This is a genomic window from Rickettsia sp. 109562A South Dakota, from assembly GCF_055791265.1.
The window spans coordinates 33909-55359 of record NZ_JBTEYY010000002.1 but is presented as its reverse complement, the minus strand read 5'-3'; the positions used below and the strand labels follow the sequence as shown (position 1 = coordinate 55359).

Sequence of the window (21451 nt, the reverse complement as noted above, 5' to 3'; positions counted from 1 at the left end):
TCTTACCTTAAATTCTCTAACTTCAATTCCGGCTTCATATCATTTTGTCGCACATAACATTTACCGCCTCTACATCTCTTCTTTTGGTTTGTAACACTTTCAATCCTGCCACTATCTATTTGCTCGTTAACCATGCTTACCGGCATGCAGTTTAATCCTTTGCTATCCGGACAACCAAAATGACTACTATATGTACTGCATCCACTAATACTTACAGCGATAAGTAACATTGAACCTAGCTTGAATTGCTTTAAGAGTTTTTTAATATTCTTCATAATCCTCTTTTTGCACCTGCTTATTAATCTTGCGAGCTCTTGCAATCTTCTTTTGCATTCCAACTTCACCTAAGAAAAAACCTTTGGTAAACATCACATCCACCTTAACGCCGCCAGGCACAGTTAGTACCGGCGACATCTGCTCAGCAAGCCTTAAATAATAATCAGCTATCTTCTCACCAGCATTACTACTACCATTTAACAATCCCTGACCTGTTAAATCTTTAAAACCTTGGCGTTTTGTATTTACTGCTCCAAGAGATGTAAGAGTTAACCCTTCCACGCCTTTACTACTTGAGGCAAGACCACTTAACATACTGCCGATAAATGCATTTTTAATATGTCTATTACTTGTGGCAATGACCTTACCTTTGATACCATTCATACCATCATCACCGTGTACTACTCCAATCACATCACTTGTGGTGACTAGCTCCGTCTTTGGATCAATACAGATTAATTTCTCAGCCCGAATAATAACTCTTTCACTAGAGAGATCCCCGTAACTACTACCTTGTACCCTGCATTTACTAATATCTACATTGATATTTTTTGGTAAGTTACCTCTACTGCTTAATCTTATTACCACCGGCGTTGCATTCTCACTTGCCGTATTAATCCCAGTAGAGGTTACAATTCCACCTAAAGTATAACCACTCACAAAACTAGTCTCAGGGATAAACTCTCTTATATCTTTTGGTTTGTCCCACTGAACAAGGCTACCAAGCTTTATTGAGTTAATCTCCCCCCTTCTAATTACTGCTTCTTGTTCATATCTGTTACTTTCGGCAATATCACTAACTCTCTTGAGTTCAAGCGTAGCACTTCTTAATTCATCCTGGGCAAATTTTAATTGCTCAGCCATTTTTTGCAGTTCTTGCTCTCTATGCTTTCTTTCCTCTTCTTCTTTTGCCCGCATATCACGCATTAATACTGCTACCTTCTCTTGTAACTCCTGCTGATTGCTTCTTAGCTTGTCTTCAAAATGATTCTGCCATATTTTGTTCCCATCCGTATTATCAAATTGATAATGCTATATTACGCCCTTCATCAGTCACTGCTTCCTCATGCTTGATCTTGCTGCTGCCACCTTGTAACTTAATAACGATACCAAGCATTCCTAAAATAAACAGACAGACATATAACCATCTTCTCTCCTGTACTTTCCGAAACGTACTAACACTTGTGCTGGGGGTTGCCTCACCCTTAGGTGCTACTGCACCCGTTCTATTTTTTCTGATATTTTTAAATATTTCTTTTAAATTAATCATGCTCCACCTCCTTCAAGGCGATCCACACATTGCAATTACGTCCAGGACGTAATATGCTACAATCCTTCCTGATAATTATATTCTCGCCTTCAAATATCTGCTTTAAAATACAATCAGTAAGCTCTATATTTTTACCCTTTTTAAATATTCCTGATGAGATGTTAGCTATAGTTAATTTGGCTCCTATATAAGGACCATATCTATAAGATAACTCTTGCTTTATACTAAGACCTTGACCCTCTAATGTATTAATCTTTCTTTTATTTACATTTACAATATATTTATCAGACCTTCCTGAATGCATATATCTCATTAGTCTTGCTATTTCCTGATCATCTTGTACTAAAGAAGCATAATAATCTTTCTTCTCTTCTATGAAAATCAGCTGCCCTGGACTCCCTGCTACTCTTAAACTTAAATCAATTGTGTGACCGCCAGCTTCTATGACCGCCATCTCTATATCTTCACCAATAGCTGCCAGTGGAGTTACAAACAAATTCATAGAAGATGAGTCTTGCAGTATCTTGTATTTTGTACTATCGCCTATTACTTCAATAATAGCTTTGCCTGAAAACCATATTCTATTTAAATGATCTTTGCTAACGACCGCTTTAATTTTTTGTCCTTGCTTATAACAATATATCTGCTCTGCAAATGAGCCTTGGCTTATCAAAATAATGAATGCATATATACTAAATACTACTACCTTAATTATTCTCATAATTAGCTTTCCTCTTATTTAATTTCTCCTCTATCTTCTGCATCTTCTCCTCTTCAACCTTCAATTCTTCTTCTTTTTTCTTAATATCTGCCTCACTTTCAATATGACGAAACTCCTTTAATCTCAAGTTACTACCTGCTAAGTCAAAACTCATAAAATATGATACCTCTTTAACGTCAATTCCGTGATCTCCAAACTTCGTAGTTAGTATTCCTTTGGCAATCACGCTATTATCTGATGTATTAACTTCTAAAGACTTAACTGAAAAATATGTAGATAAACCAAACTTCTTATATTGCTCCTTCGCATGCGAAAAATACTGTCTAATCGCTTTCATATATTTGGCACTACTATGACTGATATATTTGCTGATTAATGCTTCCTTGTAACCTATGACATCTTTATTTAAATCAAGCAGCATTGATAGATACATTAAACTTATCTCCTCTATATAACTCTCTGATACTTTGCCCTGGCTTAACCATACTTCTTGAGCAAGTCCCGGTACTAATATTGTCTTATCCCGAGTAGTTATTAACTTTAATGTTAAACCGCAACAAATAAACCCAAACATTAGAGTTAAAATTAAAAATAAACCTCTTTGCTTAGTTAATATCTTCACTTGATCACTTAATATTTTTTCCTGCATGATATTATTTGTTTGCTTATTACTTTTACTGTTAATATTTTTTTATTTACTCTTAGCTCTTAAGCTTTTTTAAAATATTCTTCGCTGGTATGATGAAGGTATATGCCCCCCAAGCAAAAAACTTGCTCCTAGCCATTTCCAATATAAATTCTTTTGAATATTACCCCCCATATACTCCTTCATCAAAAAACTTCCCAATACCGCACCCACAACGCTCGCTGCCACACCAAAAAGTAAATTCTTTAATACCCAAACAGTAACACCTGTCACACAACTACCAAGAATTACGCCAATCGAGATGTTGAAAAATCTCATCTCTTTGTTTAAACATTCATTAAATCTTACTTTTGTCATAGCTTATGCTCCTTCATATTGTCATATCATCTCTATATGCCGCTCATGGCTTTGATGACTTCGATTACACCGTAACCACCTAAGAAACCAATGCCTGCTACTTTTGATCTCTCTCTTAAATCTCCTTGTGTGCCGAGTGCTAAACCTCCTCCTGCTGCCATCCCGATAATAACAGATACCCAGTCTTTAAATGCTTTAGCTACAGGAGTTACTATACTATCTCCAAGCTGCTTACTTAAATCCCATGCCGCATTTGCATCAAAAGAGACTAATGCTATAAAACCTACAAATATTATATATTTTGCTATTTTCGTTGTTCTTTCTTCGCTACTTAACAATAATGCTCTATTATTTTCTTTTTTTAGCTTTACACACATAGATTATCCTCTTTTAATTGTATTTTATTAATTTAATAAGTATTAATATGTTAGATATACATACTTACTAATGTCAATAGTAATATCTATTATATTAATAATTATTGCTAATTAAATTAAACTATCATGACCTTACCTAAAAAAATACAACAATTTTTGTATAAAAAACTTTTTCAACTTAAATTAACACGCAAAGCTTTTGCTCAAGAATGTGGATTACCCTATACCTCACTTATTAATCTTATAAATGCTACACAAACTAATCCTGCTCTTAATTCTTTATTAAAAATTGCTAATTACCTTAATTGCTCTATTGATGAAATAGTGGGAAGAAAAAAATATGTGCTTAAAAAAGCTAATGAAATAATCCAATTCCAAAATTTAACTATTGATGATTACAATACAAATTTAAGAAACTTTATTTATAATAAAATGCAACAACATAATTTACCTGCCTATAAATTAGGTCTTAACATTGGATTTAGTGCTGCCGTTATTGATAATTTTGTTAACCAAAATCGCAAAAATATACAAACAAACTTAGGTATTGCTCCTATCGTAGCTCTTGCTGACTATTTTGCAATCTCAGTTGATGAAATGATTGGTAGAATATCCAGAAAACCCTAATTTGATACTTGCTATAGTACAAAATTATAGCTGATTCCACACAAAATACCCTGCAAAATATAAAATCACCTGAACAAGTTTCTGATCTACTCAAATCATACCCCAAATCTAATGTTGCAGATATTGACCAAGTTACCTCTAAAATTCCTAAAAAACCATAATACAGAACTTCTAACAGGCAATTTGCATTATCGTTTGAATAGCTAAATCTCGATTAACATAATATACTTCCTCACTAGGTTCTAACTTAATTGCTTGTACAAAATCTTTTAATGCTTCCTTATATCTTCCAAGATCATACAAAGCTAAACCACGATAGTGCAAAACCTTAGCATTACTCGCATTAAGTGCTATCGATATATCATACGACATCACAGCTTCCTCAAGCCTTCTCATGGTAGATAAAATATCACCTCGTCCACTATAAAAATCTGCATTCGTTGCATCTATTGCAATTGCTTTATTAAATGATTCTAATGCCTCCTTATATTTCCCAAGATCATCTAATAAATATCCTCGATAGTAATAAACATAACCATTATCCGGCATTAAATTTATTAACTTGCTGCATATAACAAGTCCCATATTTTGCTCCCGACATTGTGCGTGTTCTTGCAATAAGCTTTGAATTCCCTTACTAATCCCATCAACTATTCTTGGGTTAATATTGCTTTTTTGACTCTTCATGCCTTGCCTCCTACTTAAATCAAACTTCTCATTCTTATAATTTTATTACTTGTTAACTTATCTCACTTATTTTGATAGTTCTGTTTTGAATTGTTGCACATCTAATAATTTCTTTAATAAACACTTATTATCCTCCTTTTGTAGCTCTTTATATATTAATCTTACATACATTTGTGTCTCCTCTGCATGAAACTTCATATGCAAGATATAATTCTCTTTCTTACTACTTATCTCCGATAATTCCCTAATCTCCTGAAATAATTTCTTTACCTCTTCTCTGCTACTGCTAAATATTTCTGCAAATTCTTTACTAATCACATTGCTCCGGTGTAAATATTTTAGGGATATCAATACAACTACCAACTCTAAACTCATTAGTAAGGCTAGTATTATTTTGTATAACATTGTTCAATCTCTCTTTACCTTATTATTTGTATAAATCCTGTCTTTTGTTTTAGAGCGCTACTGCTAGCACTCCCAAGTAAATCCGGTATTGCTGGAGCAACAGGTGGCATTAAGAATGGGGCTGATGGTACTGGCGGATTTGATGGTATTAGATCAGGTAATGGAAACTGTGGCACTCCATCAGGTAGAGCATTACTTAAGCTAATTGTTTCAAATGCAGCTTCTTTCTTCCTACCTGATGAGGCTTTGCTTTTCGGTCTCTTGTCTCCTGCAAATACCTCTCCTGTAATCATTGATATTTTTATCAATGATACAGTAACCATTTGTTTGATCCTTGATTTGAACGATTTGTGACTAGAAAAATTAGTGCAATTCTTAGCAGTATTGCTTTGTACAGACGATACTACTTTGTTGCGGATATTATAAATATGTGTTAATGTCATTGTACTATAACCTCATCGTTTAGGTTTGGTAAGAAAAATAAACCGGTAAATACTCAAACTATTTTGCGATACTTTTTAGTATTTACTGGTTTTAATTTAAATAATATGAATCTATGTTCATATTCAAATCTAAAGAATATAATTCTTAGTGTCAAGTAAAATATTATCGATTTCGATAATATTTTTTATTAAAAAACTTGTAATGAAGGCATCCGAATAAAATATGGACGTAGCAAATAATATAAAAATTTTTCTTACAGAAAAGTTGCATCAATTCAAAATTAATAGAAAAGAATTTGCCGGATTAGTCGGAATTTCATATCATACTATTTGTCAGATTTTTCACAATCGTACTAACCCTAGTATTGTAACGATTATAAAAATAGCTAATTATTTTAATTGTTCTATTGATGAAATCATTGGTAGAAAAAATTATATATCACAAAATGAATATAGGACAATTGACGTGGTATTAGATAGTTGGAATATTTACCTCAAAGATTTTATCCAAAAAAAACTCAGTAATGATAATATAAATCCTTATAAATTTTCTGAGAATATTGGATTTGATCATGAGACTATTGTTAAATTTATAAATGATACTAGTCCTACTAGGACTTTAAATACAGCTATAATTATTGCAATATCTGATTATTTTAATATTTCTATGGATCAACTCATTGGTAGAACAAAATAAATGAGTATATGTCTATTTACTTATATACTCATTTATCCATATGAGTATTAACTCAGACATAGTAATATTATTTTGAACTGTCTTCAGTTTAAATTGTTTTAGTAGTGTATTAGGTAAGTTGACATTGAGTCTTACAATCTTGTCAGAAGTTACATCTTTGATTGCTTTTTCTTTATTAGTATTTAACCTATTACCAATCTTAATTTTTAATACCATTTAATAACTCTATTAACTCATTGATAATGTTATTAATTTCTGCTGACGCACTGTTCGGATGATTTGAGAATACAGTTAATCCATCACTTGCTGTACTAGGATATATTACTTTTTGTGTAGTATAAGAATTTAAAATAGGTAAATTATATTGTTGTAATGCATTTATTACTTCTTTACTTAATTTTGTATTCTTAATTGATCTGCTAATGATAAAAGCAGCTTTAGGTATACCATTAGTTACTTCTTGTCTTGCTTTTATTATATCAACTAGATCCTGTGTTGCCCAAATATCCCAAGGAGATGGTTGTACGGGAATTAATACAAGATCTGATATTTTTACAGCTGCAACAGATAATTTAGCTATTGACGGTGCACCGTCAATAATAATTATATCATAACCATTTTTTACTGCGTCAATATCTTTTGGTAAAGATTCACGATCCAGTCCTACTACAGGTAATATATGTCCATCATTAACCTCATTCCAATCACGTGCAGAGCCTTGAGGATCACTATCTACTAATAATACTTTATATCCCTGCTGCTGAAAAGCATGTGCAATATTTATAGAGATAGTAGTTTTCCCACAACCACCTTTTTGATTTAAGATTGCGATGATATGCATATTTTATTTAATCATATACTTATATGAGTATAAGTATACATATTCATATAAAGTTGTCAAAAGAATTTGTTGATATTGAAATGAAATGATATTGAAAAGATAACATGATCAGTTTGATCGAAATCGATAATATTTTACTTGACACTAAGAATTATATTCTTTAGATTTGAATATGAACATAGATTCATATTATTTAAATTAAAACCAGTAAATACTAAAAAGTATCGCAAAATAGTTTGAGTATTTACCGGTTTATTTTTCTTACCAAACCTAAACGACGAGGTTATAGTACAATGACACTAACACATGTCCCTCATAAAATCAAGCCCCTGTTATCTTTTAGGCATACAAAAATCTCAATAAATCACCTATTTCAGCAAAATTCAGACAATTTAGCATCTTTTACATCTAAATTACGTTCTTACTTACCATTGTTGCCTTTCATTTATCCTTTCGTTTGCTTGTGGCATTCTTTTCCGTTTCAAAGAGCAGGAGGGTATTAATATGAACTTTCCTGAAATCAACACCAAGTTACAGAATATAGAAAGCAGTATCCGTGCATTATCAGGTATGATGATGTCCTCCATGACTAGCAATGCTAATGATAACAGACGCTTTGAGACTTACTTAAGAATGATTGCTAAAACACAAATGGATATGAAAAAAGATATTGGACTCCTTTTAGCTAATATTGAGATCAGAAAAGCTTGGGATGAGGAAGAAGGATTGGATGATTTCTTTAACAATTTTAACAAGGAGTTCAAATAATGAACTTATTAAGTACTCAATTACCCATTTTACCAAATCATCCTGAAGCTTTTAGCAGTTTAGAGCAAAATAGCAAAAAGTTAACTACTCTCGATCATAAACAATATATCTCTATAATTCCTTGTTTATTTGAAGTGATCTTAAGGAAATACTCCAAAGAGCTCTCACCTCGGGACATAGTATTTTTCTCTCAAGTGTTAGCTTTGTATCAGTCGGCTTTAAGCAAAGGTAAAGAATCAATCGTCTATTCTTCAGAGAAAATAGCAGGACTTCTTGGATACAAAGCCAAGAATAAAAACAATATGCGTAGTATTGCTTTAAGAATAATAAAAAAACTTGAACAAATAGGACTTTTGCAAGTTACTAGAGGTAAGACCAAAAAAGGTACAGATAAAATCAACGAAATAATCCCAATGCTGCCTGATGATCTATATGAGTACATCAAATATGAACCTGATAAGCATAACGGAGACAGTAGCAGACTTGCTAATGAATCTAATCTTGAGCATATCCTGCGCACTAAACTTTATGTACCTATTACCATAGAATTTGCTAAATCTTTATTTAATAATCCAATGTCAAATAAATATAAACTCTTCTTCTTTAACTGCGTAATTACTGCTTATAAGAATTATAGGATTAATGGTAATTTATCTTTTGCTGCTACATCTTGCGAATTAATGCAAAAAAATAATATCAGTAAGCGTACTCTATTTAACATATTGCAATATATCAAAAACCAAGCTCCTGATTTTTTTATAACAGCAGAACACAAATATATAAATTCAGATGATATTGATAGCAATAGATATGATAAATCTATATTTACTATCTCTATTAATCCACTTGTAATACCTAATTGCCAAATTGAAGCTGCAGATTCTAAAAAATCTACTGAAAAACCTTATACTTATATAGGTTCTGAGACGGGAGTGCAAATTTGTAATCCTAGTAGTGCAAATTTGTACGCCATAATAAAAAAGAATAAAGAAAAAAGAATTAGTATTAAGAATATAGATAATATAAATGAGCAAATTGGTACAAATAATCTTAATAATCTAATCTTAATAATCCACCTACGCTAGAGCAAACATCAAATATTTGGCATTTAGAAAATGAGCAAAGCTCATTTTCATCTAAATTTTATAAAAATTCTATTAAGGATATTATAGATGCTTCACCTTCTTCATCCAACATTTACTCTGAGCCTGGTTCTAGAACCACCAATGATGACCCAGCAAAAGAAAGGAATAAAAGAAACAGAGTTTTCTACAATGATACAGACAAAACAAGAGACACAGCAATACGTACAGCAACAGAACCGGTTGGTACAGAAACAAATACCACAATAAAAAAAACCGCTACAGAAAGTAATGCAAAGGCAAATAGGGTAAAACGTTACGATCCAAATAGAATCCTGAAATGTTACTATCCTCTAACCAAAGGAGAAGTATGTTCTATTAATTGGGATTCTGGTAGGGAATTCTCTACCAATTTTGCTAACCAATTAATGCTGAAGCTTATCTCAAAATTCCCAGAGAATAAATTCCCAACGAGAACTCATATGAAAAAATACATGACCAAAGCTTTTAAATATGAATTACATCAAGGACCACTTGTTAACCACGAAACATTCAGACTTAGCTATAATTTGAATAATAATGCAACGAAAAGCAACAATGAGCCTGATCTTAAAACTATAGAAAAATTCCTAACTGAAGTAGAAAATAATTATGACACAAGTTATGAAATGCAACTAAAACGTAAAATAGCTGGTTTATTTGAAAATAGAAAAGCTTATGAAATTTTACTAAATAGTGGTTTTAGCTATTTAAACGGTGTTTTTAGCATTGAATTTCGTAACAAGCTAGTCCTTATAATAAGAGAAGAAGAAATACTTAAAAATGCTATCAAATCAGTTTATGGAGACGATATTGATATTCAGATTATACTAAGTAACGCGAGTATCTGTAATAAATCTAAAGCAGATCGGGTTCATAATAACTACTTTAAGCCCAAAAAAGAGTTAAGTGTAGGTGCAGAAGGGTATAAGTCATTAAGTAGTATAAATGAAACTACCTCCTGGTATTTTATAAGACAAGGATTAATAAAGGAGTTAGGTTATGAGATAGATAAGGCCTGGTTTTCTAAAGCAAGAGTTAAAGAGGATAAAGAGATGAAAACATTAACCCTCTCTATGCCCACTAAGTTTATGGCTGATTGGCTCAATAGTAGGTATGGTCATATAATTTACAGATTTGCAACTAGCTTAGGTTTTAAGTTTATAGAATATACTGATTAAAGGAGGATAGGGAGTATGACAGGGAGTAACGAGATGGAAGAGCAAGCACAGGAAGAGGAGATACTAAATGCTATTGATGTAGCTAAGTATTTCTCAATTTTAGTGGATAGAGAAGCAGGTGATTTAGTGACAGCAAAAAAGTTATATAAGCTAATGTATTTAGCCCAAGGCATTCATCTTGCGTTGTACGATAAACCACTTTTTAAGGAAGAAATAGAAGCATCTGAAGATGGACCAGTAGTAAAAGGATTAGATTTTGTAACAACCTAGTTGTTACAGTAAAAACATAATTAAATAGTGAATCACTCAAGCTAATAATAAATGTTACAAATTTTTATAGGTCTGTTAGACATTTTATGTAAGTATGATTTCTCCATTTGCTCTGTATAGACCTCCCCAATAATTTAAGAAAAAAATAACCTAAGGCATATTTTTAAAATTCTGAATTTTACTACCAATACCAAAAAAAGTAATGCATATCTAGTTGAAGCGGTGCAATTTTTGCAACATAATCTAAATAGTAATCATTACATAATAAAAAAACTCTTTAGCTAATAATGAAATTAGTTAATTGTTGCATAATTTCCTCAGTTACAAAAAATTAACAGTAATTTAATTAGTAACATTGTAATAAGGAAAATTATATGATTTACTTTCAGTAAATGAGTAAAAAAATAATTATTTACAACAAGTTGATATCGTTTTTAATGTAGGTATTTACAAATTAAAAGATAATTAAACTTAAGAATTTTATATTTATTAAATAAAACTAGGAGAATGCGAATGAAGAGAATAAGTATAGAGGATTTGAAAAAAGAACAAACAGCAAATAAGTTATACAAAGAAGCCAAACAGATATCGCGTGAAGCATGGGAATTTGCAAAGACTAAAAGTAAGTATAATAAGGAAGTTGAAGCAAAGTTTCAAGAATTTAGAAGTAAATTAGCTGAAGCAAATGCACTTATTCCTAGTAATAGCGAATATCAGAAGTGGACTATAGTCGAAAGGTTTTTAGCTAGTTCTGTAGCAGAGGATGATCCACATTGTGATGTAAAACGTTTTGAAATTAAAAAATGGTTTGAATATCATGCACGTTTTCTTAATAAACAAATCACACATCCAAGTGATTATAGGATTGAAACTATCTACAACATACTATCTGACAGTGAATGTTGGCATGGTTCTGAGCTTAATAGAACTGCTGTGGCAAAAAAATTAATGACATCTAAAATGTTAGATGGTAGAGAATTGGATAGTATTGAGCGTTACCACATTGCTTGTCAGTTTTGCTTAGAAGATGACATTAATAGTATATTTGATAGCAGAAAAGAAATAGGAACTATAGAAAGATTTGTACAAATTGTCCTTGGTTCTAATAAATTATTAGCTTTTTGGTGCTATTATGCAAATATTATTAATGTTGAAAACCCTAATCCAGAGATGGTTAGTAAGTTTAAGAAACTAGCAGGTGATATAGAAGATAAGCAAGTTTTGTATAGATATGGGATTGATTGTGCAGTAGCACGAGGCAGTAAGGAAGCGGTAGAATTTTTTTGGAATAAACTACCTAATAAGAATCTAGAGATTCTAATAGAGACAGCAATAAATACTAAAAGCAGTAGTTATGCCCCTAGTCATTCTTACATTGCAGCTTTTTGTGTTGAGCAACTAGATTCTTGTGGACAACCAGATATCTTTAGGAAACTTATGAAAGACGATTTGGTAAAGAATACTATATATCATGATAATTATTCTCATGTTATGGCTAGTTTAGAACAAAATTATTTTTATAAACATATAGAAAAAGTAATGAAGCATTTAAAGCCGAGTGATTTTCCTAAGAAAGAGTATGAGGAATTAACTTGGTTTACATGTAAGAATATAGTTTCTGGTCCTAGGGCTGTATTTGATCAAGCAGTACAGTTTTTAACTTGGCTGTGGGATTTACCAGGTTATGAAAGTCATCAACAACATTTTTATGACACTGTAGAGACAACATCTAGTATATTAGGTGATCTTATAAAAATTGGGGTATTAGAACCTGTTCATAAAATCCTTAATTCAATGGATAGTTTTCATACTAAATTATTTACTCTAACGTGCCAAGAAGGAAATAATGTTTGTTACAGTTTATACACTCAAAATGAAGGAAAGTTATTACAAAAACTTTTAAGTTCTATTAAAACTACTGTTAAAAAACCTACTAAAAAGTTTTTAGAAAAATTAGACCAAGATGTACTGCAAAAATTAGAGGGTGTGTTTGATAAGAAACTAGCTTCTTATAAAGGAGAAGGTGATAGTTGTGCAAGTGATGATGTTTCAGTTTCTTTGCAAGCATTTAATTTTTACAAGCAGTATGATAGGCAATCACTAGAAAAGCTATTATGTGATATACTTGGTGATGCTAAGGGAGGGAAAATTTTATATAAAATAGATCAGGCAATGTCAAATAAATTAAGTAATATGATTGCTAATACGCAGAAATCATATAAAGAGTCCCTATTTTATAACTCTAGTGATAGCGATCACCATGATGCTTCACAAGATGATAGTGGTTCATTGGATACTGAAGTATTAGTGATGGGAGAAGGATATAGTGCTGAATTTACTAACAGTTAATAGTTAATAGTAAATAGTTTTAATAATAAGCTTAGCACTGTTATCTCTTTTTTAAGTAGGTTGTGATTTTGTTTTCTTAACTTTAGTAAATATTTTTTTCTTAAAAAATTAAGTTGTACTTTTATAAAATTTATGTGACACTCTCATTAACAAGCAAAATTATTTTTGTTGCATAAAGGTGTGGAGGTAGTTATGAAGACCATGGAGAGTAGTAGCTGGAACAAAAAGTGGCATCTAAAGGAAGGAAACATTGTCAATGATAATAGGAAGTTATCATTAAATCCCACCACAAAAAATAATCTCAATAATGACTTAGAGTTTGCTGAGTCTCCGACACAAGAAAATCCACAAAATCTTATAAGGTATCGCCGTGCCAATGGTGATAACAATCAACCACCAAGCACATTTGTGCCTGTTGATGTACCAGGGGATGGTAGTTGTTTGTTCTGGGCTACTACTTTAGCTTATTTACTGCCAGTTGAAGATAATTCTACTGCTTTTTCAGAGAGGTTTAAAAGATTATTTGGAGAAGAAGAATCTGGGAACATAAAACATATAAGGGAGTTAATTAAAGAATATGATCCATTTTCAAATAATGTTCGTAGTGATAGAATTTTTAATAGGTTAGTGACAAGAGTATTACGTACTAGAATAGTTAATTATATATCGTCCCATGAAAATGATTTCAGAGCTTTTGTTGAAGGTGAAAGTGAACGTAGCTTTAATGAGTACCTGAATTATATGAGGGATCAAAACTCTTGGGGTGGTGAGCCTGAAATAGAAGCAATGGGTCGTATGTTTGGTGCAACCATTGAGGTAGATGCCGGTGGAACAACACATACTCGTGGGAATGGTGACATTCCAATAAGATTATATCATGTAAATGCAGCAAGAAGTGCGAGTCAAGGTAATGAACGTAATCATTATAATTTTGGTTTAGAAAGAAATCTTTATCAACAAATTACTAATGATGTTGTGCCTGAATTAGTGGATCACCTCTTTCAAATAGACGAAAATAATAATTTCAAACAAAGGTTTCAATCATTTTTAGATCAAATACCAAGACCAAGTGGTGTAGGTGCAGCACCAGCAAAGAAAGGATTTTATGTGAATTTTTTTGCTGGGATGTTTACTACTTTAAAAAATACAGAACTTTTTGATAGGTTAGGATTAGCGGAGCTTCATTTTAAGCTTTGTACTATAAGTGATGCTGATGAAGTGCCATTTTTAAAAGTTGTGGCTATTACTGAAGAACCTACTACTAAAAAATTAGAAGAATATGTTTTTGTTATTTCTGAGAAGAGATATAGCAGACAAATTATGGGAGCAATATTTAGTAGAGATGATAGGAGGTGGTTAGAAGAAAGTAGATTACTATTTAGTGAAGGAGATGATACGTATCATCTAAGATCCAGAGCTCACACAAGAGCTGATGAGATAGAATTTAAATCTGGTGCTGTAATAATAATCAGTAAAAGAAATAACAGAGATAGAGTGAATGTAAGAGCAGAACAACTGACAGATCAAGCACTTCCTGAAAGAATGAGAGTTAAATTTAGAAGAATAGAGAAACATCAAAAGCATAAAACAGGTGAGTATAAATCAAATCTTTTAGAAGATGTTATAAAGAATCTTAGTAAAGAGACTGTAAATAATCCTGTTAAAGATATAAAGATTGTACAAGCAATGGAAAGAGATGCTAAGAAACTGTTTGAGTATATATATGATATTAATAGAAAATATCACACAAGATTACCGAATATTCAAGGAGCATTAGAAGCAGCTGATCATGGGTTTACAGCTGGTGCTTTAATAAACTTTAAATATCGCTATAATTTAGAGTTATATTTAGAATTATTATTAGGAATAGAAGGATATATTGATATAGCTTTATTAGTACGTGGAAGTCAGCGTGTTAAGAAGGCTATGCCAATTCTTATGGAAATAAAAACTGGGCAGGAACAAGGTGGTAGGACAAATCCTCAGCAGGCGTTAAGAGAGGCTGAAAGCTATACGCAAGGTTTACGGCAGAATAATAGACCTTTTGTTACACTTGCTGATCGAGTAGTACGTGTTGGTTTTAATATGGATTATGCTAATCCTATTGAAATAAGCATGGCTGAGTTACAACCCCCAGCTCCTATTATTAGGACTATCTTTGAGAGCATCAATAATGGTGATGCTGATGTCATAAGAACGACTATCACAAATCAATTAAAGAAAATTTATAAATTATCACCAGGTGTGCAAGGTTCAAGCGAACCACAATATTTAAGTAGATTGTTTATTGGACATTCAATTCTAAACACGATTGAGAATGATGAAACTAGAATAGATAAGCATGTACTGACCTATAAGAAATTACAGCAAATAACTAGGGGAACACGTCGTAGCCATGATATTACTACATCCGTATTTGTTGAAAGAACAATAGCAGGAAGTAATACAGGAGATAGTAGAGTATTAGTTGTACATTTTCATGAAGGAGGACGTAGTAACGTTGATATTAATGATCCAACACTAAGAGTTCCTCTTAATGGAATAATAAACCAAGCTAATTGTAAGGAAGTAATAGAATTATATGTTGATGCTAGATCTGGCAATGATGGTTCTTTGAATTTTCTAACAGAGGATAATGGTGTAATAATTCAAGATTTTACTAATTCTGTAAATGATTATTTCCAGGCAAATGTTGCTAATCATTGGGAAATACACAATATGCCGGATTTTAATCAAGCTGGCAATCTAAAGAAAGCACTTGATGCAGGCATGAGTTATCAACCTCAAAGAGATCAGAACAATAAAGTAGATTTAGGGTCTTATGGTGATATGTTTGCTAATATAGGAAAAAATCTATTCTCTGTTAAGTCTTTAATTACAAGTGAAGCGTATTTTGCAGCAGTTTTATCTGGATTGCTTAACAGTTACAGTGATATTGAATTTGATCAAGGGGACTTTAAAATTAACGTAAGACCTGAATTTCAAGTAGGGGGTGGTGAGAGAATTGATTTATTCATCAATGTGATGAGCAAGAATCCTGTTGATAGTGATGTGTTAATTGGTTTAGAATTAAAATATGGTGACGGTAGAGCCACTGTAGATAGTATGGAGAGAACACTTGAAAAAGCTGAAAAAGTGCAACTAAGAAGATATGGGATAAGTCGTAATATAAGAGCGATAACTGAAGGAGCCAATTTTTTTATAACGTTACCTGTTGGCTTTGTTAGTCGTGCCGAAACTCCTAATGTTTTAGTAATGACAAGGGAACAATTTGTTGCTTATGATATTGAACGTAGTTTCATTGGTCAGGTTCATCAACTAGGCAGAAGCGTACAGCGAAGTAAACAAACTCTTGAAAGTGTGACGTTACAACAGAATCCTGATTACAGATATTGGTTATCAGATCAAGACATTAGAAGAATTGCTAATTTAGATAATACATATAGCAATATGTTTGATGTACATGCTATGAATAATAACTATGACACTAGTGGCAGAGGACTTGTTGTAGTTACAGATCGTGATCATGACATAAACACTGGAGAATTACGTGAACAGATACGTCAATTTATAGACAATGTTGCTAATAACAGAATAGCACAGCAACAAGGAACAACAGCAACACGAACATTTATTATTAACCAAGGTGGTGACCATTGGACTACTTTAGTTATTGCTCAGCAAAATGGACAATATCATGGATATTATGTGGACTCATTAGGTAGCCAGATACCAGATAATATTCGTCAAATTTTGCAACAAATCCAAGTATCTGATAATAATATCCATGATATTCGTATTCGTCAACAAATAGATGGTTACAATTGTGGTCTTTGGGCACTTGAGAATGCTAGAGACATTAACACTATGTTACGGGAGAATAGGGATTTAGTTTGGCTTAGAGCACAACTAGCTCCTGAAAGACTTAGTAGGAATAGTGAACAATATTTTATAGATAAGAGAAAAGGATTTTCACAAGTTCTACATGATAATCAAGCACAAATAGATAGTTCTCAGAGTAGAAGTACAGATTCTACATCAGACTCACAAGTATCTTCATCGCAATGCTTACATGGAAGCAGGGGTAAAAGAAGTGTTAATGGTTGTCTGTATTCATGGGATGATATAGATGAGTTTAATGTAGCAGAGCAGGAAGATAGGAGAAATAGAGGTAAGATTAAGATTAACAGTGAAAAATTCTTGAATCACATAAAAAATACAGAAGATAATGATAAACGCACTCAATTGGTTCAGTTTGCTGATGAAATAATTCATTCATCAAGTCATGGTGAAGAGAAAGTTGTAGGTAAATTCCAAAATTTAGTTAATAAACTAATTAATAATCATAAGGTTATCAATCATTTAGATAAAGTGGGAAGAATCTCAGGAATGACTATGTATGGAATGATGGGTAAACACGCTCTAGCTGATTTCTTTCAGGGAGACTATAAGGGAGTAGCGATTAACATAGGTTTTATTGCTGGTGGTCAAGGTTTAACTAAAGTTTCTGAAATTGTATCTATGCAAGGGTTAAAGTTAGTTTCAGGAGGAAAATTAATACTTGGAAAATCTCTAGGAGCAGCTGCACCATTTCTTGCTCGAGGAGCTTCAGCCTTTGTTGTATATGATTTAGTGAATCAAGTTAAAGAACTAAAAGCCGGTAGTAAAGATGCATTAGTTGGAGTAATAGGAGATAGTATTTACTTAACCATTGATGTAGCTGAAGTAGGAATAGAACTTGCTGAAGTCTTTGGAACATTAGAAGGACTTTCATCAGTTACTGGTCCTGCTGGAGCTGCAATAGGAGCTATAGTATTTGTTGGAACTGATATTTATCTTGCTGTGAAAAAAGTGGATAAGATTGATCAAGTAATCCATTTAACTGGATGGGAAAAAATTAAAGAAGGATGGCGTGCCTTTTTAGGTATGAATCCTGAAGGATATTTAGAAGAATTAATAGAAGAAAAAGAGGTAAATAACCGGCTTGTTAGACAAAAAATTGAATTTTTAAAACAACATCCTGATATTCAAAGGTACGTTTTCCCCACTGGAAAGTCAGTTACTGATTCTTGTCATGAAGTAACAGAAACAGAGAGACGTAGTGTATGCACTCGTGCAGCTTATTTACCTATTTGTGTTTCAAAAGAAGTAAAAGTTACACATGAAAAATGTACGACCAAGATTCAGGAATACTTAGATAATACAGTTTTATTTGATGAAAAAAGAACTGATATAAAGTGGAGTAGATCAAAACCTGATAATCCAAGTGGAGGGGAAATATTCTGTTATCCTGAAGGAGATTATGAACAAGTACCAAGTGCTGGTGCTTATAAATGCAAAAATGCTATTGGGGTAGCTTATTCAGAGAACAGAACAGGAAATTATACCCTTATTGATTTAGGAAAAGGTCATGATAGAGTAATAGGATTCCCAGATAGTCCTAATGTTTTTTTAGTGGAAGATGGATACAAACACTATACAGGAGGTTATAAAGATGACCTATTTGTCGTGGAATGTGATTATATAACTAGTACTCTTAATGGACGTAAAGGTTTTGATGCTATTCAGTTATCGGAAGAATCTTTTTCTAGCATAACTCCTCACATTAGTACGAGTGTTGGTATAGATAATTATCATTATGGATATATAACACCCGGATTTAATAATTTTACAATAGTTTTAACAATACGAGAAATAGAACATATTATTGGTCGGACTAAACCAGAGATAATAGACTGGTATGGAGGAGACGTCATAATAGATAGTAATGGAGGATGGCTTGATCAACCAGATAACATTACATTGCAAGCAGGGCAAGACAAAGATAGAGTAACTATAGTGATAAATGGATATACTAATGTATTGAATAAGGCATCGAGTGGCACTTTTGACTATAAGATCCTCAACAAGAGATTGGATGCTAGTGCTTTAGTCGACTTATCAGATAGTAATTTGTATAACACTAATCATACATTTTATTTTGGTTATGGGATCTTTGATGTTCAATATATTGAATTAAGAGTTAATAACCCTAATACAACAATAAAATTTGATTTGATAGAAATGGACTTTAGTATATCAGTTAATACTGATAGTGTTTTTAACAACCGCATCTTTTATTACTTAAATGATAGTACTGAGGTAAGGATAAATGGTACAAATTTATATGCAACACAAAGCAGCAATAAATCCATAGAGGAGATTATTCAAGAATATCCGGCTATAGCACATAGGTTAGAGATGTTTATGGTTGTAAGATCTTCTGTAAGTAATGAGACTGTGTCTATAGGACACGGAAACCATGAAGTAATTTCTAATGATGCTTTTCACAAAAGTCACTTAGTTGGTGGTAAAGGTGAAGATATATATGTTATTACTTCAGGTTATGGAAAACTTAATAGTACTGATGAACTAAGAATTCCTGAAACAACTATATATAGTTTTAATGGATCAAATCAAACAGATATCATAGATTTACGCCAACTGTCACAGCAAATAGAAAGAGATCTGGGAGATGAGTTATTACTAGAGGGTGTGCGTAAAGATGGAAGAGATGTACTAATAGAACTATTTATACCAGGCAATGATCTTCAAGATATGAAGTATGTGACAGCAATTAGATTAAAGGATGCATTTGAAAGCAAGTGGTATGAAAAATTACAAGTAATTTTGAATAGTGCACCTATGAAGATAAATTATAGTGAAGATAAATTATCTTTAATACCAGAACCTATAGTTTTTGGCAATGATACACAAATTATTGTTATTACAGAAAGAGACATAGATAGAAACACGGAATTAGTAATACCAAAGAAAATAGGTCAATATAGTTTTTTTTATATTGAAGATAATTCACATAATTTTGAGAATGATTTGGTTGTAACTAATGTTTTTGATTCTAATATAGAAAAAGAAAACTGGTACACTATCTTATTAAGTAATTTTTATGAGAAACCTGATAAGATGCAGACGCTGTACGTTAAATTTGTAGACAAAAGAATAGCATTAAAAGATGAACTCGAGAAAATAAATAATGCAACAGAATTTTTGGATCAGTTAGGTCAGTACGAGAGTGATATTTATAGTTCTATTTTTGATCAAATGGATAGTCAAATTGTTAATATTACGCCTGGTACTGCTGAATCTCATCATCATGGTGAAGGTAGTAATTACCGTCATTCTCGTGCAATAAGTGAAGGTAATGAAACTATTGCTCAATCTATGTCTTCTAGTGCATCTAGATTAGAATTTTGGCCGGTTAATTTAGTTAAAAGTATGTGGTCAACAGCGATAGATGCAGTGAACTATTTAAGTTCTAACTCTTCTGAAAAAGGAGCACAATCTTTATCCAACACTAATGATACAACAAAGTTAGGTAGCAGTTTTAAACCTTATCCAAGTAACATGGGGAATAACACAAGATCACAACATTCTAATAGCCATGAACATGCAACTCCACCATCTAGTACTAAAAATCAAGATGTATATTGTGTGCCTTATAGTTGGAATATTGAGAGTAAAAAATATGTTAAGGATACTATGAGTTGTACATCACTCAGTGGGCAAACTAAGGTCTTTAGTAACATTCATCAAAGCTCTAATTTTGTTCAAGATAAAGATTATTCTATAGGAGGTGATAGTTATAAAAATTGTCGTCCTGTTGAGTTTTATGGACGTCCATCAGTATATTGTAAAGGAAATCATACGAATCTAGTTTATACTCCAAATATTATACCTCCTAGTTTGGACCAGATAAATGCCCAATTAATGTTAGCTCGTACTTTTGGTATTGATAAGTTAATAGAGAAACTAGTAACTAGGGCTAAGGTATTATTAGGTTTAGAGGAGCTTCATGTTGCTAAAGAAGAGAATACGTATCTAAATTCAGATATTATTGAAATTACTTCTCAACAACGAAATGAGTGGCAAGTTAGTATTAAAAACATTGAGAATTTACTAAAAACTTTATCATCTGAGGTAAATGAGAAGGATATACGATGGGCTAAAAATATTTTCGAGGATCGTATAGAGGAAATAGACAAATTAAGTCAACAATCTACTGTTAACACTGAAATAATTACAGAACTTAAAGAGAACCTTAAAGTCCTACAAACAGAACTAGAAGAATCTATTGAATGTGTTTGTGATACTGGCCGCCAACTACAAGAATTTCAACAAACTGACAGTCAACAATGTAATTCAAGATATTCAGCCCATGCACATCTAGTACACTGCATGTCAGCGTTACATGTAGATAATAATATAGGATATTGTAGTACAACAAATTTAAATCATGTAATTGAACAATATCCTCAAATAGTTTCTAACTATACTTAAATGAGATTTTAAAATAAATTATGATAAAAAATATTAATAGAGAAAGGTAAGGCATTAAAAGAAAAAATTAATATAGTT

Annotated in this window: 19 protein-coding genes; 8 read left to right on the top strand and 11 right to left on the bottom strand. The window is 32.1% G+C overall.

The window, feature by feature from the left end:
• Nucleotides 1–2 precede the first annotated feature (2 nt).
• The 7 genes from ACIAS7_RS07410 to ACIAS7_RS07380 form a co-directional block, all read right to left on the bottom strand.
• On the bottom strand, nucleotides 3–275 hold the full coding sequence (locus ACIAS7_RS07410; RefSeq protein ID WP_473199462.1) for a hypothetical protein: 273 nt from the start codon (nucleotides 273–275) through the stop codon (nucleotides 3–5).
• On the bottom strand, nucleotides 262–1203 hold the full coding sequence (locus ACIAS7_RS07405; protein WP_473199461.1) for a TraB/VirB10 family protein: 942 nt from the start codon (nucleotides 1201–1203) through the stop codon (nucleotides 262–264). Before ACIAS7_RS07405 ends, ACIAS7_RS07410 begins: the two co-directional genes overlap by 14 nt.
• 91 nt (nucleotides 1204–1294) lie before the next feature.
• Complete coding sequence (locus ACIAS7_RS07400; protein ID WP_473199460.1) at nucleotides 1295–1546, bottom strand: hypothetical protein; 252 nt, start codon at nucleotides 1544–1546, stop codon at nucleotides 1295–1297.
• Nucleotides 1539–2267, bottom strand: a complete 729-nt coding sequence (locus tag ACIAS7_RS07395; protein WP_172686791.1) for a TraK domain-containing protein — start codon at nucleotides 2265–2267, stop codon at nucleotides 1539–1541. Before ACIAS7_RS07395 ends, ACIAS7_RS07400 begins: the two co-directional genes overlap by 8 nt.
• Nucleotides 2254–2916 (bottom strand): TraE/TraK family type IV conjugative transfer system protein, encoded by a 663-nt coding sequence (locus ACIAS7_RS07390; RefSeq protein WP_172686790.1) that lies wholly within the window; start codon nucleotides 2914–2916, stop codon nucleotides 2254–2256. The genes ACIAS7_RS07395 and ACIAS7_RS07390 overlap by 14 nt, the downstream gene beginning before the upstream one ends.
• 69 nt (nucleotides 2917–2985) lie before the next feature.
• Complete coding sequence (locus ACIAS7_RS07385) at nucleotides 2986–3270, bottom strand: hypothetical protein (RefSeq protein WP_172686789.1); 285 nt, start codon at nucleotides 3268–3270, stop codon at nucleotides 2986–2988.
• 32 nt (nucleotides 3271–3302) lie between these two features.
• On the bottom strand, nucleotides 3303–3647 hold the full coding sequence (locus ACIAS7_RS07380) for a hypothetical protein (RefSeq protein WP_254170328.1): 345 nt from the start codon (nucleotides 3645–3647) through the stop codon (nucleotides 3303–3305).
• 126 nt (nucleotides 3648–3773) lie between these two features.
• Between ACIAS7_RS07380 and ACIAS7_RS07375 the strand changes: the two genes are divergently transcribed.
• On the top strand, nucleotides 3774–4274 hold the full coding sequence (locus tag ACIAS7_RS07375; RefSeq protein WP_172686788.1) for a helix-turn-helix domain-containing protein: 501 nt from the start codon (nucleotides 3774–3776) through the stop codon (nucleotides 4272–4274).
• Nucleotides 4275–4445: 171 nt separating this feature from the next.
• Here the strand turns inward: ACIAS7_RS07375 and ACIAS7_RS07370 are convergent, their stop codons facing one another.
• The 3 genes from ACIAS7_RS07370 to ACIAS7_RS07360 form a co-directional block, all read right to left on the bottom strand.
• Nucleotides 4446–4961, bottom strand: a complete 516-nt coding sequence (locus tag ACIAS7_RS07370; RefSeq protein ID WP_052691128.1) for a tetratricopeptide repeat protein — start codon at nucleotides 4959–4961, stop codon at nucleotides 4446–4448.
• Between the two features lie 66 nt (nucleotides 4962–5027).
• Nucleotides 5028–5366 (bottom strand): hypothetical protein, encoded by a 339-nt coding sequence (locus ACIAS7_RS07365; protein ID WP_045804423.1) that lies wholly within the window; start codon nucleotides 5364–5366, stop codon nucleotides 5028–5030.
• Between the two features lie 14 nt (nucleotides 5367–5380).
• On the bottom strand, nucleotides 5381–5809 hold the full coding sequence (locus ACIAS7_RS07360; RefSeq protein ID WP_156147507.1) for a hypothetical protein: 429 nt from the start codon (nucleotides 5807–5809) through the stop codon (nucleotides 5381–5383).
• Between the two features lie 223 nt (nucleotides 5810–6032).
• Here ACIAS7_RS07360 and ACIAS7_RS07355 point away from each other — a divergent pair, with 223 nt between their 5' ends.
• Complete coding sequence (locus ACIAS7_RS07355; RefSeq protein WP_082068334.1) at nucleotides 6033–6506, top strand: helix-turn-helix transcriptional regulator; 474 nt, start codon at nucleotides 6033–6035, stop codon at nucleotides 6504–6506.
• Between the two features lie 199 nt (nucleotides 6507–6705).
• Here the strand turns inward: ACIAS7_RS07355 and parA are convergent, their stop codons facing one another.
• Complete coding sequence (parA, locus tag ACIAS7_RS07350) at nucleotides 6706–7347, bottom strand: ParA family partition ATPase (protein ID WP_473199521.1); 642 nt, start codon at nucleotides 7345–7347, stop codon at nucleotides 6706–6708.
• Nucleotides 7348–7851: 504 nt separating this feature from the next.
• Here parA and ACIAS7_RS07345 point away from each other — a divergent pair.
• From ACIAS7_RS07345 to ACIAS7_RS07320, 6 genes are all read left to right on the top strand, one after another.
• Complete coding sequence (locus ACIAS7_RS07345) at nucleotides 7852–8115, top strand: hypothetical protein (RefSeq protein WP_473199520.1); 264 nt, start codon at nucleotides 7852–7854, stop codon at nucleotides 8113–8115.
• Nucleotides 8115–9200, top strand: coding sequence for a hypothetical protein (locus ACIAS7_RS07340; RefSeq protein WP_473199519.1), 1086 nt, complete (start codon nucleotides 8115–8117; stop codon nucleotides 9198–9200). Before ACIAS7_RS07345 ends, ACIAS7_RS07340 begins: the two co-directional genes overlap by 1 nt.
• A gap of 479 nt (nucleotides 9201–9679) precedes the next feature.
• Nucleotides 9680–10417, top strand: coding sequence for a DnaA N-terminal domain-containing protein (locus ACIAS7_RS07335; protein WP_473199518.1), 738 nt, complete (start codon nucleotides 9680–9682; stop codon nucleotides 10415–10417).
• 15 nt (nucleotides 10418–10432) lie between these two features.
• Nucleotides 10433–10687, top strand: coding sequence for a Panacea domain-containing protein (locus tag ACIAS7_RS07330; protein WP_473199517.1), 255 nt, complete (start codon nucleotides 10433–10435; stop codon nucleotides 10685–10687).
• Between the two features lie 513 nt (nucleotides 10688–11200).
• A complete protein-coding gene (locus ACIAS7_RS07325) occupies nucleotides 11201–13036 on the top strand; it encodes a hypothetical protein (protein ID WP_473199516.1) in 1836 nt (611 codons plus the stop codon).
• A 201-nt stretch (nucleotides 13037–13237) separates the two neighbouring features.
• Nucleotides 13238–21373 carry a hypothetical protein gene (locus ACIAS7_RS07320; protein ID WP_473199515.1) on the top strand — a complete coding sequence of 2712 codons (8136 nt, stop codon included), beginning with the start codon at nucleotides 13238–13240 and terminating at the stop codon, nucleotides 21371–21373.
• Nucleotides 21374–21451: the final 78 nt, after the last annotated feature.

Bases quoted from the DNA above. Each gene is read 5' to 3' on its own strand.
- ACIAS7_RS07330 (WP_473199517.1), top strand. From the start codon at position 10,433: ATGACAGGGAGTAACGAGATGGAAGAGCAAGCACAGGAAGAGGAGATA.
- ACIAS7_RS07355 (WP_082068334.1), top strand. From the start codon at position 6,033: ATGGACGTAGCAAATAATATAAAAATTTTTCTTACAGAAAAGTTGCAT.
- ACIAS7_RS07410 (WP_473199462.1), bottom strand. From the start codon at position 275: ATGAAGAATATTAAAAAACTCTTAAAGCAATTCAAGCTAGGTTCAATG.
- ACIAS7_RS07390 (WP_172686790.1), bottom strand. From the start codon at position 2,916: ATGCAGGAAAAAATATTAAGTGATCAAGTGAAGATATTAACTAAGCAA.
- ACIAS7_RS07320 (WP_473199515.1), top strand. From the start codon at position 13,238: ATGGAGAGTAGTAGCTGGAACAAAAAGTGGCATCTAAAGGAAGGAAAC.
- ACIAS7_RS07360 (WP_156147507.1), bottom strand. From the start codon at position 5,809: ATGACATTAACACATATTTATAATATCCGCAACAAAGTAGTATCGTCT.
- ACIAS7_RS07375 (WP_172686788.1), top strand. From the start codon at position 3,774: ATGACCTTACCTAAAAAAATACAACAATTTTTGTATAAAAAACTTTTT.
- ACIAS7_RS07340 (WP_473199519.1), top strand. From the start codon at position 8,115: ATGAACTTATTAAGTACTCAATTACCCATTTTACCAAATCATCCTGAA.
- ACIAS7_RS07335 (WP_473199518.1), top strand. From the start codon at position 9,680: ATGAAAAAATACATGACCAAAGCTTTTAAATATGAATTACATCAAGGA.
- ACIAS7_RS07370 (WP_052691128.1), bottom strand. From the start codon at position 4,961: ATGAAGAGTCAAAAAAGCAATATTAACCCAAGAATAGTTGATGGGATT.
- ACIAS7_RS07405 (WP_473199461.1), bottom strand. From the start codon at position 1,203: ATGCGTGATATGCGGGCAAAAGAAGAAGAGGAAAGAAAGCATAGAGAG.
- ACIAS7_RS07325 (WP_473199516.1), top strand. From the start codon at position 11,201: ATGAAGAGAATAAGTATAGAGGATTTGAAAAAAGAACAAACAGCAAAT.
- ACIAS7_RS07385 (WP_172686789.1), bottom strand. From the start codon at position 3,270: ATGACAAAAGTAAGATTTAATGAATGTTTAAACAAAGAGATGAGATTT.
- ACIAS7_RS07395 (WP_172686791.1), bottom strand. From the start codon at position 2,267: ATGAGAATAATTAAGGTAGTAGTATTTAGTATATATGCATTCATTATT.
- ACIAS7_RS07380 (WP_254170328.1), bottom strand. From the start codon at position 3,647: ATGTGTGTAAAGCTAAAAAAAGAAAATAATAGAGCATTATTGTTAAGT.
- ACIAS7_RS07365 (WP_045804423.1), bottom strand. From the start codon at position 5,366: ATGTTATACAAAATAATACTAGCCTTACTAATGAGTTTAGAGTTGGTA.
- parA (WP_473199521.1), bottom strand. From the start codon at position 7,347: ATGCATATCATCGCAATCTTAAATCAAAAAGGTGGTTGTGGGAAAACT.
- ACIAS7_RS07345 (WP_473199520.1), top strand. From the start codon at position 7,852: ATGAACTTTCCTGAAATCAACACCAAGTTACAGAATATAGAAAGCAGT.
- ACIAS7_RS07400 (WP_473199460.1), bottom strand. From the start codon at position 1,546: ATGATTAATTTAAAAGAAATATTTAAAAATATCAGAAAAAATAGAACG.